We start from the raw sequence: 15,681 nt of genomic DNA, 5'->3' as shown, positions 1-15,681 counted from the left end.
GGGTATCGACCCGGGCGGTCCGGACCAGCCAGTGACGTCTCGGTGAAGTCAACATTGAATCGTTGATCCGGCTGCCGCAGCGGGGGATCCTCGTCCGGCGACATCCCCGAACCCTGCACCGGAGGTACGCGCCCATGCGCCCGCTCCCCGCGGCGGCGATCGCCGCCGCCCTGACCGCGGCCGTCTTACCCGGCCTCGCCGCGGTCTCGCACGCCGCCACCACGCACCGCGTGCTGTTCGACGCCAGCAAGGCCGAGACCGCCGGCAACGCGGACTGGATCATCAGCACCAGCCAGCCCGATCCGCTCAAGCAGAACGCGTCCCCCAGCAGCGACAAGGACTGGACCGGCGCGCTGTCCTCGTGGGGCATCGCCCTGCAGAAGACCGGCCAGTACACCCTGGACACGCTGCCGGCCGGCAACACCATCACCTACGGCACGTCCAGCGCGCTGGACCTGAAGAACTTCGACGAGTTCGTGCTGCCCGAGCCCAACATCCGCCTGTCCAGCGCCGAGAAGACGGCGCTGCTGACCTTCGTGCAGAACGGCGGCGGCCTGTTCCTGGTGTCCGACCACACCGGCAGCGACCGCAACAACGACGGCTGGGACTCGCCGAAGATCATCAACGACATCCTGACCAGCAACGGCGTCGACAACAACGACCCGTTCGGCTTCTCGGTGGACCTGAAGAACATCAGCTCCGACCACCCGGTGGCGATCAGCGACCCGTCCAACCCGGTGCTGAACGGCTCGTTCGGCAGCGTCAAGCACAGCCTGATCGCCAACGGCACCACGTTCACGCTCAAGCCGGCCGACAATCCCAACGTCAAGGGCCTGCTGTACCTGAGCACGGCGTCGCCGGGCAACAGCAACGCCTTCTTCGTGACCAGCACGTTCGGCCAGGGCCGGGTGGCGATCTGGGGCGACAGCTCCACCATCGACGACGGCACCGGCGAGTCCGGCAAGACCCTGTACAACGGCTGGACCGACCCGACCGCCGACAACGCCGCCCTGGCGTTGAACGCCACCGCGTGGCTGGCCCAGGGCTCCTCCGGCGGCGGGGGCGGTGGCGGCGGCGGGAACTGCGCCGCGCCCGGTCAGTTGCTGGCCAACCCCGGATTCGAGAGCGGCACCACGTCCTGGTCCGGCAACGCCACCATCGGCACCGGCCAGACCCCGCACTCCGGCACCCGGGACGCCGCCTTCGACGGCACCGGCACCACGACCACCAACACCCTGAGCCAGACCGTGTCCGTCCCGTCCGGCTGCTCGGCCAGCCTGAGCTTCTGGCTGCGCGTCTCCACCGCCGAGACCACCACCACCAGCAAGTACGACACCTTCACTGTGGCCGTCGGTGCCAGCACCGTGGCCAGCTTCTCCAACCTCGACGCCAGCTCCGGCTACGTCCAGCACACCGTCGACCTGTCGGCGTATGCCGGCCAGTCCGTGACGCTCAAGTTCACCGGGGCCGAGGACTACGAGAAGCAGACCACCTTCGTCCTCGACGACACCGCTCTGACCGCTTCCTGAGGCACGACGAAGGGGCCATTCCACGGCGGAATGGCCCCTTCGCTTTCCGCGGACCTCAGCCCCGCGCCGCGACGAACAGCAGCCACGCCGCCAGCCCGAATCCCGCGGCAGCGATAAGCACCCGCAGCTTCGCCACCGGGAGTCGCCGTACCACGGCCGGGCCGATGGCCCCGCCGACCAGAAATCCGATGGCCAGTGGGATCACCGCGCCCCACGGAACCGATCCGAACACGATGAAGCCGATGGCCACCACCACTTCCCCGGCGGCGAGCAGCACATTCTTGATGGCATTCGCGCGCGGCAGGTCGCCTTCGAGGGTGAAAATCAGCAACGCCAGCATCATGATTCCCGACCCGGCGCCGAAGTATCCGTTGTAGCCGGCCACCGCGAACAGCCCGAACCTCAGCACCGCATCGCGGTCCGACACCAGGTGCGCATGGCTGACGGACAGCTTCGGCTGCAGCAGGAGCGCGAGCGCGCCGCCCGCGATCAAGAACGGCACTATCCACTCGAAGATGCCGTTCGGCGTGATGAGCAGCAACGCCGCCCCCGTCGCCGCACCGACGGCCGCCACCACCGACAGCTTCCACAGCTGCCGGCCCGAGCCCTTGAGCTCAGGTCGCGAGGCCGGCGTGGATCCCACCCCGATGGCCACCGCCGCCACCGAGTTCGCGATGTTGGCCGGCACCGCGGGCAACCCAATAGCCAATAGCGCTGGATACGATATCAGCGAAGCGATGGCACCGGCCGATCCAGCCGTTCCGGCGACAATCCCCGCGACGAGAAGAAACAAACCCTGAACAACCTGCGACCCCATGATCGGATCCTACCGGCAAGGCGAGTCCACGGTCTTTTCTTTATTTCGCGAATGCGCAGATCCGTCAGAAGGTCTGGGCGGCCACGGGATGGACGACGTGGAGGCGGTGGACCTGGCGGACGAAGCGGCTGGCGCGGCGGTCGGCCGGCATGACGAGGGTGGGGCGGGCCAGGAGTTGGCCGTTGTGCCAGGTGGCGAGCAGTGCGCCACAGTCGCCGAACTCGGGGTGCAGCTCGGCGTACGAGACGAGAACGCCGTAGCCGTCGGCGCCCTCGGCGAGGACAGCGAGGCTGAGGTGGTCCATCTTGCGGGCGGGGTCGAGGGCGAGGCCGGCAGCGGCGAGGGCTTCGTAGAGGGTGACACCACGGACCTCGTGGCGTTCGGTGCGGCGCAGGGTCACGTAGTCGACAGTGATGGGCCGGCAGGCGCGGGCGTGCAGCGCCGAGGTGCACCACACCGTGCCCGGCGTGGCGACCTCGCCGGTGATGACCAGCTCATCGGGCCGCAGCGGCGTCACATCCGCCAGGATAGATCCGCATCTGCGGTTGTGTGATCGGTTTCACTCCTCAGCAGCAGCGTTCGCCGGAGTTTGCTTCGTTGAGTGATCGTGACGAGGACGGGGATCGCTCTGGCGGTGGCCGCGGGTGTCGGCGGCGTGGCGTTGAACGTGTTCGCGAGGCGAACGCCGTGGCGGCGGGCCCCGTGGCATCTGGCCGGCATGGCGGCGGGCGTGGTCGCCACCGAGCTGTCGGTGCCGGTGGCGGCGGCGCAACTGGGAGCAACCGGCGTGGCGGCGGCATTGGGGGCGGGCCGCAGCAAGATCGGCGCGGCGGCGCTGGCGGTGTCGGCCGGCGCGGCGGTGGGGCTGGCAGCGTTGCAGCGACCGGCGGCGGAGACAGGCCGGCATCTCCAGGGAGCGTTGGACGAGGTGCTCGGCCACGGCACGGTGACGCTGAACGCCCCGACCCCCGCGTGGCCGGGCAAGTTCCGGCGCGGGGAGTTCATCGCCGCCGAGGGCGTGGGCTACGGCAACGACCAGGTGCTGGACGTGTGGCGCAAGCCGGGGGTCACCGGCGCGCCGGTGCTGATCCAGGTGCACGGCGGCGCGTGGACCTCGGGCGACCGCCGGCAGCAGAACCTGCCGCTGCTGGCCCACCTCGCCGATCGCGGCTGGGTGTGCGTGGCCATCGACTACCGGTTGGGCCCGAAGAACCGCTGGCCGGCGCAGATCGTGGACGTGAAGCGGGCCATCGCCTGGGTCCGCGCCAACATCGAGCGCTACGGCGGCGACCCGTCGTTCATCGCGATCACCGGCGGCTCCGCCGGCGGGCACCTGGCCGCGCTGGCCGCGGTCACCGGCAACGATCCCGCCTTCCAGCCCGGTTTCGAGGACGCCGACACCTCGATCCAGGCCGGCGTGCCGCTGTACGGGGTCTACGACCTGGACGCCCGCAACGAGGACGGCTCCAGCGGGCTGCGCGACCACGTCCGCCGGGTGATGATCGACGAGGAGCGGGACGTCGCGGCGGCCTCCCCGATCCACCGGATAACCCCGGATTCGCCGCCGCTGCTGGTGGTGCACGGCAACCGGGACGAGGTCGTCTCGGTCAACCAGGCGCGCGAGTTCGCCACCCGGGCCCGGGAGCTCGGCGCGCCTATCGGCTACGCCGAGCTGCCCTACGCCCACCACGCCTTCGACTCGCTGCCCAGCGCCCGCACCGCGGCTACCGCGCACGCGGTGGAGCTGTTCCTGTCCCAGCTGGCCAAACACTGATCTCGTACTCCACCTCCCCGTGCTCGGAGCCGGGCAGCGGGTTCTCCCAGTCCACATGGAACGTTCGCACGTGCCGCAGGCCGAGCTTCTCCAGCACGCGGCGCGATCCCGTGTTGACGGCCATGGTCTGGGCGGTGACCCGCTCCCGGCCCTCGGCGAAGGCCTTGTCCAGCAGGGCCTTCGCCCCCTCGGTGGCGTAGCCCCGGCCCCACTTGTCGCGGCGGATCCGGTAGCCGAGCTCGTCGGCCAGCCCGAACCAGCCGACGAAGTCCCCACTGGCGCGCTCGATTCCCACCCAGTAGTCGGTCCGCCCGATCAGTTCCACCGAGCTCGCGCCGTCCGTGCCGAGGAAGCGCATCACCTCGGGGTCCGCGTCCAGCGCCCGCAGATCGTCCACATCGGACGGTTCGGCCGGGCGCAGCAGCAGGCGTTCGGTCTCCATCAGGTCAGATTGAGGGACACCAGCCGCCACCCGCCACTGAATTGCCACTCGGTCACGGAGGCGAAGTCGAAGTCGACGCGGGCGCCGGTGCCGGGACGCGGCACGCCGAACAAGGTCATGAACACCCACACCATGAAGCCGGCGTGGGTCACCGCCATGACCGTCTGACCGGCGTAGCGCTCCGGCCAGGTGGTCAGGACGTTGTCCACCCGAGACAGAAATCCGTTCCATGGCTCGTCGATGTCCACTTCGGCCAGGTCGCGGTCGATCTCCGTGCGCGGCGGCCGCAGCGCCGCGATCAGCTCGTCGGCGGTCTGCCGGGCCCGCGTCACCGGGCTGCGCACCAGCACATCGGGCCGGACATCGAGTCGTCGGCCCAGCTCACGGGCCTGGTCGAAGCCAACTGACGTGAGGCCGGGGCAATTGTCGTTGCTGACCGTCAGGTTGCGGGTCATGGCGAGGGACTCGGCGTGCCGAACGAGCAGCAGTCGCATACGTCAAAGCGTAATCGTTGACGGCAAGCTCACACGGACCTTACATTCGCCTTCGAGAGCGCTCTCACCAGCACGTTCCGACCGGTAAAACCCCTGCTGTCCGGGAGGTTCCATGCTCAGAGCCGCCGCTTTGTGCGCGCTCGTTCTCACCGTCGTGCTCGCTCCGGTCGCCGCCGCGTCGACCGGAGCGCCGCCGACGCCGGCGCCGACCACCGCCGCTCCTCCCCCGTCGACCGGCAACACCGTGAAGCCGATGGCCACCATCTGCGACAAGTACTGCGACGGCCGCGATCCGGCCCTGGCGCAGCAGAGCCGGCAAGGGACTGTGACGGCGGCCGGCAGCCGCCAGCTCTCGCTGTACCTCGACGACAACGACGACATGGGCTACGCGGCGATCACCAACAGCTCCCCCGGCGACGAACTGTGGATGGACCGGTCCTTCGACGCCGGCCGCAGCTGGGCGTCGGGTTCCAAGATCGGCGACACCCGCACGCCGTCCGGCTATCCGGGCTGGCGCACGCTGATGTTCAACGTCGACGACTGGAACAACAACGGCATCGGCCTGCTGCGGGCCTGCGCGCTGCCGGCCGGTTCCTCGACGATCACGTGCACCGACTGGCGCCGCACCACGTGGAACTCCTACGACCGGCGCACCGCCGCCGCCACCGCGTTGATGGAGGACTACAACAACACCACCGGCCTGTTCGACACGACCGGCTGGTGGAACTCGGCCAACGCGCTGACCGCCGTCATCGACAACATCCGGGTGGCCGGCATGGGCAGCTACGCCTACACCATCGCCAACACGTACAACAAGAATCTCTCGGCCCAGGGCGGCAACTTCACCAACCCGTACAACGACGACACACTCTGGTGGGGCCTGGCCTGGGTCGAGGCCTACGACCTGACCGGCGACAGCCGCTACCTCACCACCGCCCGCTTCGACGCCGACCACGTCTTCGCCTACTGGGACTCCACCTGCGGCGGCGGAGTGTGGTGGAGTTCGGCCAAGACGTACAAGAACGCCATCCCCAACTCGCTCTACATCGAGCTGAACGCCGCCCTGCACAACAGGATCCCCGGCGACACCACGTACCTGCAACGGGCGCAGGCCGGCTGGACCTGGTTCCGGAACAGCGGGATGATCAACGGGCAGAACCTGGTCAACGACGGACTGACCAGCACCTGCGCCAACAACAACCAGCCGACCTGGAGCTACAACCAGGGCGTGCCGCTGGCGGCGCTGACCGAGCTCTACCGGGCCACCGGCAACGGCTCCTACCTCACCCAGGCCCGCACCCTGGCCGACGCCTCGACGACCAGCGTTTCCCTCAACCCCAACGGAATCCTGCACGACCCGGGCGACCAGCCCGGTGGCGGCGGCGCGGACGGCCCGACCTTCAAGGGCGTCTACGCCCGGGGTCTGTCGGCGTTGAACGCGGCCCTGTCGGACCACCCGTACAGCACGTACCTGAACCGCCAGGCCGATTCGGCGTACGCCAGTGACCGCAACGGATTCGACCAGTACGGCCTGGTGTGGTCGGGCCCGTTCGACCAGTCCGACGCGGCCCGCCAGCAGAGCGCGCTGGACCTGATGAACGCGGCCGGCTGACATGACTGTGGCCCCCTTCGCGAAGAAAAGCGAAGGGGGCCACGGCTTTCGGCCTTACTTGTGGGCGATGGCGAAGATGCCGTAGCCGATGATCACGGCGCACAGCACGAAGCACCCGATCGCCAGCACGTTGTTCAGCACGGCCTCGCCGCGCCGGGTCCACGCGCCGATGCCGACCGAGAACAGGCCGACAAAAAGCACCGAGGCCACAATGGCGACGACGAAGACCTCGCCCAGGCCACCCCAATTGATGGTCATGGAGTTCTCCCTGCTCAGGCCGACGCGGTCGCCGGGGCGCTGGTGGACGGCATCTCGTTGACGTTGCCGGCGGACACCGGCTGCCGCCGGGACAGCAGGTAGGCGCCGACGGCCACGACCACCGCGGCGACAGCCACGATGACGGTGCCGACGTTGCCCAGCGACGCGGTCCGGCCGGCGATGGCGCCGACGATGGCCGCGGCCGGCAGGGTGAACAGCCACGCCAGGGCCATCCGGCCGGCGACGCCCCAGCGGACCTCGGACAGCCGCTTGCCGACGCCGGAGCCGATGATCGCGCCGGTGGCCACGTGCGTGGTGGACAGCGCGAAGCCGACCTGGGTGGAGGCCAGGATGGTGGCCGTGGCGCTGGCCTCGGCGGCGAAGCCCTGCGGGGTCTCGATCTCGGTCAGGCCCTTACCCAGGGTGCGGATGATCCGCCAGCCGCCGAGGAAGGTGCCCAGCGAGATGGCCAGGCCGGAGCCCAGGATGACCAGCAGCGGGGGGTTGGAGCCGGCCGGCAGCGTGCCGGCGGCGATCAGGGTCAGCGTGATCACGCCCATCGTCTTCTGCGCGTCGTTGGTGCCGTGGGCCAGCGAGACCAGCGAGGCCGACAGGATCTGGCCGGCCTTGAAGCCCTTGGCCCGCTCCGTTTTGTCGGATTTCTCGGTGATCTTGTAGGCGACCCAGGTGGCCAGGGTGGCGACCACGCCGGCGATGATCGGCGAGGCGAGGGCCGGCACGATCACCTTCTCGAGGACCGTCTCGAAGTGCACCGCGTCGGAGCCGGCGGCGATCCAGGTGGCCCCGATCAGGCCGCCGAACAGCGCGTGCGACGAGCTGGAGGGCAAGCCCAGCAGCCACGTCAGCAGGTTCCAGACGATGGCGCCGACCAGGCCGCCGAAGATGATGGCACTGTTGATCTTGGCCTCGTCCACGATGCCGCTGGAGATGGTCTTGGCCACCTGCACAGACAGGAACGCGCCGACGAGATTGAACACGGCCGAGACGCCGACCGCGACCCGAGGGCTGAGCGCCCCGGTGGCGATCGAAGTGGCCATGGCGTTGGCCGTGTCGTGGAAACCATTGGTGAAGTCGAAGGCCAGCGCGGTCACGATGACCACGATGACCAGGAGCGAGAGATCCATCCGCGCCTCCTGCCGCATCGGAGGACCGCAAGGTAAACGGTGTAGGCAAACGGGAGGTGAACCGAATCAGACCAACGTCAACTTGTGCCAGACAAGGTGCCGCAGAGGCCCGACTTCCTCCCGAACCGATGCGCGCTGGTCCGCGCGCCAACGGACGTCGGCCGCGACGGAAGACGTCGCCGACGAGGAATTCCGCAATAGCCCATTCGTTCGGGCGTGCGGCCAGACCTGGCCGACCGGCGGGATGAGACGTACGGCGATCGGATGCTCACGCGCCCGTTTGGCATAGATATGTCGGTGACCGAGGTATCGATGCCAAGCCGCCGGTAAATGCCGGCGGCGAAGATGAAGGCGACAATCTCGGCGGCCAACTCGTCCAGCGGCAGGAATGACCGCTCCGACCGGAACAGCGCCGCACCTTCACCCCTGCGACACGGTCAAGCTGCGGCGAGAATTCCCGGCACAGGCGGGGAGGTTCCACAGACCGCGACGGATGCTCACATAGGAACACCCACAAACACAGCCCCCGCCGGGAACTTCGCAAATCTGACCAGCTGATTTCCCGGGGACGGTTGTCGTCCCCATTCTCGTCTCCGCGGATCTCAGCCCCGGATGCCCATCTCCCGCACCCGGTCCACGACCCGGCCGGGGCCGTCGACCGGGACGACGGACTCGAAGTGGAGCTCGCCGAGGCCGCGGGCGGCGATCACCAGGCCGGCGTGCGAGGACTGGTGCGTGAACAGGTCCTCCAACCAGTCGGTCTCCTCCGGCTGGCCGGAGGTGCGCACGGCGGTCACCGCGGACAGCGGCAGCCCGAACGCGCCGCCGCTGCCGGGCAGGATCTTGCGCACCTCACCGAGGTGACGGGTCTCCGGCATGAAGATGAAGCGCTCTCCGGTGAGCACGAGTCCACATGCGACAGTCGCGCCGAAGGACCGGCGGGCGTGCACCACTTCCAGCAGACTCTCATCGTCGTCCAGGTAGCCGGCCAGCCGGGCGCCGTGCTCCAGCGCGATGGTGTCGGGCGGATACTTGAACCGGGACAGCTCCAGCAGCCGGTCGCCGAGCTCGGAGGCACGTCGGAACACCACGGGAGGCATATCGCGGACAGCCCATGTCCGTTACCGGACAGGAATCGCCTGCGCCACAACGATTACGCCGATTGCTCTGGCACCATGGTCCGGCCGCCACGATTCCACCCGCCGCTACGAACGGGGTTGACATCGTGCTCAGAACCTCCGCAGTTGTCCTGCTCGCCGCCCTGTCCCTACTGGTCCCGACCGTCCCCGCGCACGCGACCACGGCCACCGCCACGAACACGAAGTCGGCCGCCGCGCTGGACTCCTACTGGACTCCACAGCGTTTGGCCGCGGCCAAACCGATGCCGGCCCCGACGGCCGCGCGGAGCACCACCCAGGAGCAGGTGGGTGAGCCGAAGTTCGTCCACAGCACAGCACCGATTTCTTCAGGCCCATCCCGGTTTCAGCCCATGAGCAGCGTCTGGTCGACGATTGGCCGACTCGTGTTCTCGGTGCCGGGCAAGGGCGACTACCTGTGCACGGCCAACGTGGTGACCAGCAACAACCGCGATGTGATCGCCACCGCCCGGCACTGCGTGATGGACATCAGCACCGGCCAGACCTACAACAACTTCCGGTTCGCGCCCTCGTACAACCAGGGCAACGCCCCCTACGGCTGGTGGAACTGGCGCTCCATGGGCTGGCGTGTCGACGACACCAGCCCCGGCGGTGACAACGCGTTCATCGTGCTGAGCACCGGCGGCAACAACAACTCACACGTGCAGGACGCCATCGGCAGCTCCGGCATCGGCTTCAACCAGCCCAGCAACAGCTACGCGCACGGCATCGGCATCCCGGCCGACAAGGACTACGCCGTCTGGTGCGAGGGGCAGCCGTATGACGGGCCGCAGGGCGGCGTGCAGATCCCCAACTGCAACGGCCTGTCCGGCGGGGCCAGTGGCGGGGCGTTCATCGTGAACTATCAGGGTGATGGGACGGCGATGCAGACGGGGAGCTTCTTCGGGAGCTGGGGGGACTCTTACTTTGCTTACTATCGGGATGCGGCTTGGCAGGTTTACAACGGGGCACAGAATGCTTAGGGGTTAGCGGGTAGGTTTTTGGGTTGCTCCGGGTGGATTTTGCGTGGAGCCTCTGGGCGATGGCATCGAGGCAAAGAAGCGGGCAGGCTGCGCCCGCCTCGATCGCCGACAGCTTATGCCATCGCCCCCCTCCACGCAAAATCCACCCTCCGAGGTAAGGGGCGAGGGTCCTTGGGGTGAGCCGGTTAAGCCTGCCGAATTCACCCATTAGTGAGTCGAGTTCGATCATGTTTGCGAGTATTGTGGAGACATGAAGGAAATCGCCCGAGAGTTGGAGTCCATGGAACCCTCAGGGGTCATGGTGGACCTGCTCCTGGGTGTGGACGTGGAGAGTCTTACCGATGATCAGAAGCTCACTCTGCTTATCGTGACCCGTAAGGTGATGGCGGCTCTGCACTACGTTGAGCTCAGCCTGGTTCGGGGGATCGAGGACACGGCCGAGATCGCCATGGCGGTTCATGATCCGGAGCAGTCGGTGGTCCGTCAGAAGGAATACAGCGACGTCCTGGACCGCCTCCCCCAATGCGCGGAACTGCTACGGCGGGGCGAGATCGACCCCCGCCGGCTCAAGACCATTGACGACCGAGTGGTTCACCTGACCGACCCCGAGCTGGTCGCCCAAGTGGATGAGACCCTGGCGGAAGTAGCCCCTGGCCTGACTCGCACTCAACTGGCCCGCCGCGCCACCAAAGCAGTCGCCGAAGCCAACCCACTCGGCTACGACCAACGCCGCCTGAAAGCCCGGGAAGATCGACGGGTCGAGTTCACTCCCCTGCCCGATGGCATGGCCCAGCTCAGCATCATCCTGCCGGCCATCGACGCCCGCCAGGCCTACGACCTGCTCACGCAAGATGCCCGGGCTCTAGTCAAGGATGACCGCACCACCGACCAGAAACGCGCCGACGCCTTCCTTGACCGGTTCCTGGGCTACGGCGTCGACCGCACCGTCCAGGTCCACGTCACCATCCCGGTGGAGACCTTGATGGGATTGACCGAGGACCCCGGCCTTCTGGACGGCTACGGCCCCATCGCCGCCGACTCCGCCCGCGAACTGGCCATGCACGGCCCCTGGCGCGGCATCCTCCTCGACAACCGCCGCCACGCCGACGCCATGACCACCCACAAATACCGGGCCGACACCCGGACCCGCGAGTTCATCAAAGTCCGCGACGGCGGCACCTGCACCGCCCCCGGCTGCACCACCCCCATCCAAGAACTCGACCACACCACCCCCTGGCCGGTCGGCAAAACCACCGCCACCCAACTCAAGGGCTACTGCGCCCACCATCACCACCTCAAACACCGCGACTACACGGCAACCCTCGACGAAGACGGAACCCTGCACTGGCACACCCCGCAAGGCCGCCATTACACGACTCAGCCCCACCAGTACTGAGCGCCGGTTCTTTGACAACTCCACAGCGAAGCCAACACGGAATTCCCGAAGCATCCCTCACCCAAAACCTCGGAGGGTGGATTTTGCGTGGAGGGGGGCGATGGCATAAGCTGTCGGCGATCGAGGCAGGCGCAGCCTGCCCGCTTCTTTGCCTCGACTGCCATCACCCAGAGGCTCCACGCAAAATCCACCCGGAGAAACCTAAAAAATCCCACCCAAAAATCGCACCCCAAAGCCCACCCCCGGCCGAATTCCCCAAACCCCTCTAGAACTTGATCTCCTCACAAGCCCGCCCCATGGAGTTCAGCCGCCCCCCAGCATGTTCCCACCCCTCAGCGCACACCACCGCCCGATTCGGCAGATCCCGACCAACCCCCACCTTGTACACCTGGTGATACCCCCAAAACCCGGTGCCACTGTTCTGGTCGATCCCCCCACCCCAAATATGAAAGTGCCCGCTGAAGTCCCCGTTCCACGTCGTCGAGGCCGCGATGTAGTTGACGTGCAGCCCGCTGCCGTCGACCTCGACGCAGGTCCGTTTGTTGCAGCCGCGCGCCCCGCCGAATGCCGCCGGGGCACCGCCCGCCGCCAGCACCGCCACCGCGAGTGCCACGATCCCAGCCCGGATCACGTTTCCTCCCGCTGCTCCGTTTGCCCCATCGTCGCCCTCCCGCAACCCGTCCGCCCCCGCTGCCACCCCTCTGTGTGACGGCCTGGGAAATATGGGGGCCGTGCCCCCATGTGGCTGGGTGGGGTGCGGTGGCACGGTTCCGGCCGTGACCAAGTCGGCGACGTTCTGGTGGGCAGGGGGCCTGACCCTGCACGAGCGGCTGCCCCGCACGTCGCCGCAGCCGCGGACGGCGCAGCTGCTCGGCGGCACGGCGACCGCGCTGGCGCGGCTGGAGCGGTGGCGGCGGGCGCACGAGGAGCTGGCCCCGGACTGGTTCGAGCGGCGACTCGCGGCGGTGGGACTGGACGAGAAGCTGTTGACGGGCCTGCTGGCCGAGGCCCCGGACGCGCTGGCGCGGCGGGTGGCCCGGCCGGGTTGGGCCGACTTCGTGGACTCGGCGCTGACCACGCCCAGCGGCCGCCGCAAGGCGTTCGGCGACGACTGGATCGGCGTGCTGGCCGCGGGTTTGCGGCCGCTGGTGTCGGTGGCGGAAGAGGCAGTTGCCAGTGCCGCGTGCCCCGAGGTGACTGCCGGTTTCGCGCACCGGCTGGGCCGTCGGCTGGCCCGGCTGGCCGCCCGAACGCTGGTGCTGGAGCTGAATCTGGCCCGAACTCGGGGTGGGTTGGCCGGCCGCACCCCGCAGGAGCGGTTCGCGGAGTTCGCCGTCCGCCCCGACCTTGACGCGCTGTTCGCCGAATACCCGGTGTTGGCCCGCCTGCTGGCGCAGGCCTGCCAGCAGGCGGTGCTGGCCCACCTGGAGTTGTTGGAGCGCCTGGCATCCGACCGGGACACGATCATCGAGACGCTGCTCGACGGTCGTGACCCGGGAATGCTGGCCGCCATCGAGTCCACCGAGGGAGACGCCCATCAGCACGGGCGCTCGGTTGCCCTGCTGACGTTCGCCGACGGGCGCACCGTCGTCTACAAGCCGCGTCCACTGGACCTGCACGCCCACTTCAACGACATGCTGGACTGGCTCAACGGCCGCGTGCCGAGCCTCGGCCTGCGCAAGGTCACGCTGTTGGGCCGGGAGGGCTACGGCTGGCAGGAGTTCGTGGCCGCCGTTCCGTGTGACGAGGTGACCGGGCTGAGCCGGTTCTACCGTCGGCAGGGCGCGCTGCTGGCCCTGCTGTACGCCGTCGACGGCAGCGACATGCACTACGAGAACCTGATCGCCCACGGCGACCAGCCGGTGCTGATCGACGTGGAGACGCTGTGCCATCCGACGATGCGGGTGGACACCGCGGCCGGGCCCGACCCGGCCGCCCAGGAACTGGTGCGCTCGGTGTTCCGCACAGCCCTGCTGCCGCAGGTGATGCTGGGCGAGAACGGCTCGCTCGACATCTCCGGCCTGGGCGGTGACCAGGGCGTCTTCCCCACCGATGGGGTGGGTTGGGACGGCGCCGGCACCGACTCCATGCGGCTGGTGCGCCGGCCGGTGGCGATGCGAGGCGGGCGAAACCGGCCGCGGCTCGGCAGGCGGGAGGCCGAGCCGCGGGATTACCAGGCGGCGCTGCTGACCGGGTTCCAGGCGGGCTACGACGCGATCGTCGAGCACCGGGGCGAGCTGGTGGCCCTGCTGCGCGCGTGCGCCGACGACGAGCTGCGCTTCGTGGCCCGCCCGACCCAGCTGTATGCGACGCTGCTGGACGAGTCGACGCACCCGGACGTCCTGCGGGACGCGCTGGACCGGGACAGCGTGTTCGATCTGCTGTGGACGGACTCGCTGGACGACCCGATGCGCCGCCGTCTGGTGCCGCATGAGATCGCCGACCTGTGGGCCGGCGACGTGCCGATGTTCACCACCCGGGTGGGGACCCGGGATGTCTGGTCGGCCAACGGGGTTCGGCTGTCCGGGCTGCTCGCGGAGTCCGGTCTCGCCGCCGTGGAGGCGAAGCTGGCCGACATGGGCGAGGTGGACCGGCACAACCAGGAATGGCTGATCCGGGCTTCGTTCGCGACCCGGCCGCAGCCGGTCACGCACCGGGGCGCGGCCGTGCTGCCGGGGGCGGTGGCCTCGGTCGTGCCGGATCCGCAGCGGCTGGTGGCGGCGGCCTGCGGCATCGCCGACGAGCTCGTCGGCCGGGCCGTGCCGGGCCTTGACCGGACCAACTGGCTCGGTCTCGAACTCGTGGACGACCGGCAGTGGACGGTGCTGCCGATGGGCGCGGGACTGGCCAACGGCTATCCGGGGCTGGCGCTGTTCCTGGCCCAGTTGGCCGAGCTGACCGGCGCGCCCCGCTACGGCGACCTGGCGCGGCGGGCGATCCGGCCGATTCCGCGGCTGCTCGACGCGCTGGGCGACGACCTGGCGCTGGCCATGGACGTCGGCTCCGGCGGTTTCCACGGCCTGGGCGGCATCTGCTACGCGCTGGCCCGGCTGCACCGCCTGCTCGACGATGACGCCGAGGTGCTGGGCTGGCTGGCCCGGGCGGTCCGGTTGGCCACGGCGCTGGAGACCGAGGCCGGCGACGAGCCGGCCGACATCGCCGGTGGCCTGGCCGGCGGGCTGGCGGCGATGCTCGCCGTGCACGCCGAGACCGGCCTGGCCAGCGCCGGCACGCTGGCCATCCGCTACGCGGACCGGCTGGCCACCGGCCGGCACGCCACCACCGACACGGTCGGTTTCGCCCGCGGCCCGGCGGGCGTGGGGTGGGCGCTGCTGCGGCTGGCGTCGGCGATCGGCAGCGACCGGCACGAGGCCGTTGGCCTGGACTACCTTGCGGCGGAAGGGGATCCGGCCGCTCCGGGGGATTTCGGTTGGTGTGCCGGCCTTCCCGGGTCGATGCTGGCGCGGATCGGCCGTACGGACGAGCGCCTTGCCGGCTGGGTGGACGCCCTCGCGGGACGTTCTCCGCTGCGGGACCTGAGTCTGTGCCACGGTGAGCTCGGCGCGATGGAGGCGCTCATCGTGCTCGGCCGGGCCGGGGACGAGCGGGCCGCTGCGGCCGTCGTCCGCCGTGCCGGCCTCGTGCTCGGCTCGCTCGACCAGTACGGGGCGCGCTGCGGCACGCCCGGCGAGGTGCCCACGCCCGGCCTGCTCAGCGGGCTGGCCGGCATCGGCTACGGCCTGCTGCGGCTGGGTCTGCCCGGCCGGGTGCCGTCGGTGCTGCTGCTCGAACCGTCGGGCCACTGAATTTTCCGTTGTGCCACTGAGGGGAGTCACCGAAATGACCGAGATGACCGCACCCGAGAACGACGTCGAGTCCGCCACCGCCAGTGGCGAGAACCCGGCGGGGCAGATCGTGGTGAACGCAAGAACGCGTGCGGGGGCGCGAGCGCGGGCTCTGGCCGGCCTGACGTTGGGGATGAGCGCCTTCATGGCGATCACCGCCGTTCCGTCCACCACGGTCAGCGCGCCCGGTCAGTTGTTCTGACCGCGTGTCGGCCGGTTCCCTCATCCGGTGTGCCCGGATGGGGGAACC

Annotated in this window: 15 protein-coding genes; 7 read left to right on the top strand and 8 right to left on the bottom strand. The window is 69.2% G+C overall.

Annotation, left to right across the window (positions count from 1 at the left end; all coding sequences use genetic code 11):
• The first annotated feature begins 134 nt into the window (after positions 1-134).
• On the top strand, positions 135-1,529 hold the full coding sequence (locus JJ691_RS04940; protein WP_211767613.1) for a hypothetical protein: 1,395 nt from the start codon (positions 135-137) through the stop codon (positions 1,527-1,529).
• 55 nt (positions 1,530-1,584) lie between these two features.
• On the opposite strand, the gene JJ691_RS04935 is transcribed toward JJ691_RS04940, so the two are convergent.
• Positions 1,585-2,346, bottom strand: a complete 762-nt coding sequence (locus JJ691_RS04935; protein ID WP_211767612.1) for a sulfite exporter TauE/SafE family protein — start codon at positions 2,344-2,346, stop codon at positions 1,585-1,587.
• Between the two features lie 64 nt (positions 2,347-2,410).
• Positions 2,411-2,863 carry a molybdopterin-binding protein gene (locus tag JJ691_RS04930; RefSeq protein ID WP_211767611.1) on the bottom strand — a complete coding sequence of 151 codons (453 nt, stop codon included), beginning with the start codon at positions 2,861-2,863 and terminating at the stop codon, positions 2,411-2,413.
• A 90-nt stretch (positions 2,864-2,953) separates the two neighbouring features.
• On the opposite strand from JJ691_RS04930, the gene JJ691_RS04925 reads away from it, so the two are divergent.
• Positions 2,954-4,120, top strand: a complete 1,167-nt coding sequence (locus JJ691_RS04925) for an alpha/beta hydrolase (protein WP_211767610.1) — start codon at positions 2,954-2,956, stop codon at positions 4,118-4,120.
• Here the strand turns inward: JJ691_RS04925 and JJ691_RS04920 are convergent.
• A complete protein-coding gene (locus tag JJ691_RS04920; RefSeq protein WP_211767609.1) occupies positions 4,071-4,562 on the bottom strand; it encodes a GNAT family N-acetyltransferase in 492 nt (163 codons plus the stop codon). The two genes, JJ691_RS04925 and JJ691_RS04920, sit on opposite strands and share 50 nt — an antisense overlap.
• On the bottom strand, positions 4,562-5,056 hold the full coding sequence (locus tag JJ691_RS04915; protein ID WP_211767608.1) for a histidine phosphatase family protein: 495 nt from the start codon (positions 5,054-5,056) through the stop codon (positions 4,562-4,564). Before JJ691_RS04915 ends, JJ691_RS04920 begins: the two co-directional genes overlap by 1 nt.
• Positions 5,057-5,168: 112 nt before the next feature.
• Between JJ691_RS04915 and JJ691_RS04910 the strand changes: the two genes are divergently transcribed.
• Complete coding sequence (locus tag JJ691_RS04910; protein ID WP_249227688.1) at positions 5,169-6,668, top strand: glycoside hydrolase family 76 protein; 1,500 nt, start codon at positions 5,169-5,171, stop codon at positions 6,666-6,668.
• 54 nt (positions 6,669-6,722) lie between these two features.
• Here JJ691_RS04910 and JJ691_RS04905 read toward each other — a convergent pair whose 3' ends face one another.
• The 3 genes from JJ691_RS04905 to JJ691_RS04895 form a co-directional block, all read right to left on the bottom strand.
• Entirely contained in the window at positions 6,723-6,926 is a 204-nt protein-coding gene (locus JJ691_RS04905) for a hypothetical protein (protein ID WP_211767607.1), read from the bottom strand.
• Between the two features lie 14 nt (positions 6,927-6,940).
• Positions 6,941-8,071, bottom strand: coding sequence for an inorganic phosphate transporter (locus JJ691_RS04900; protein WP_211767606.1), 1,131 nt, complete (start codon positions 8,069-8,071; stop codon positions 6,941-6,943).
• A 602-nt stretch (positions 8,072-8,673) separates the two neighbouring features.
• Positions 8,674-9,159 (bottom strand): hypothetical protein, encoded by a 486-nt coding sequence (locus JJ691_RS04895; RefSeq protein WP_211767605.1) that lies wholly within the window; start codon positions 9,157-9,159, stop codon positions 8,674-8,676.
• A 137-nt stretch (positions 9,160-9,296) separates the two neighbouring features.
• Here JJ691_RS04895 and JJ691_RS04890 point away from each other — a divergent pair, with 137 nt between their 5' ends.
• Together JJ691_RS04890 and JJ691_RS04885 are read left to right on the top strand one after the other, a co-directional pair.
• Positions 9,297-10,190, top strand: coding sequence for a hypothetical protein (locus tag JJ691_RS04890; RefSeq protein WP_211767604.1), 894 nt, complete (start codon positions 9,297-9,299; stop codon positions 10,188-10,190).
• A 250-nt stretch (positions 10,191-10,440) separates the two neighbouring features.
• Complete coding sequence (locus tag JJ691_RS04885) at positions 10,441-11,586, top strand: DUF222 domain-containing protein (RefSeq protein WP_211767603.1); 1,146 nt, start codon at positions 10,441-10,443, stop codon at positions 11,584-11,586.
• Positions 11,587-11,851: 265 nt separating this feature from the next.
• Here JJ691_RS04885 and JJ691_RS04880 read toward each other — a convergent pair whose 3' ends face one another.
• On the bottom strand, positions 11,852-12,199 hold the full coding sequence (locus tag JJ691_RS04880; RefSeq protein WP_211767602.1) for a hypothetical protein: 348 nt from the start codon (positions 12,197-12,199) through the stop codon (positions 11,852-11,854).
• A 163-nt stretch (positions 12,200-12,362) separates the two neighbouring features.
• Here JJ691_RS04880 and JJ691_RS04875 point away from each other — a divergent pair, with 163 nt between their 5' ends.
• Positions 12,363-15,392 carry a type 2 lanthipeptide synthetase LanM family protein gene (locus tag JJ691_RS04875; protein WP_249227687.1) on the top strand — a complete coding sequence of 1,010 codons (3,030 nt, stop codon included), beginning with the start codon at positions 12,363-12,365 and terminating at the stop codon, positions 15,390-15,392.
• 34 nt (positions 15,393-15,426) lie between these two features.
• On the top strand, positions 15,427-15,633 hold the full coding sequence (locus tag JJ691_RS04870) for a hypothetical protein (RefSeq protein WP_211767600.1): 207 nt from the start codon (positions 15,427-15,429) through the stop codon (positions 15,631-15,633).
• The last annotated feature ends 48 nt before the right edge of the window (positions 15,634-15,681 follow it).

The sequence above is a fragment of the Kutzneria sp. CA-103260 genome (assembly GCF_018263855.1).
Taxonomy (GTDB): Bacteria; Actinomycetota; Actinomycetes; order Mycobacteriales; family Pseudonocardiaceae; genus Kutzneria.
The sequence above is the reverse complement of the archived record's forward strand: the minus strand, read 5'-3'. Positions and strand labels throughout refer to the sequence as shown.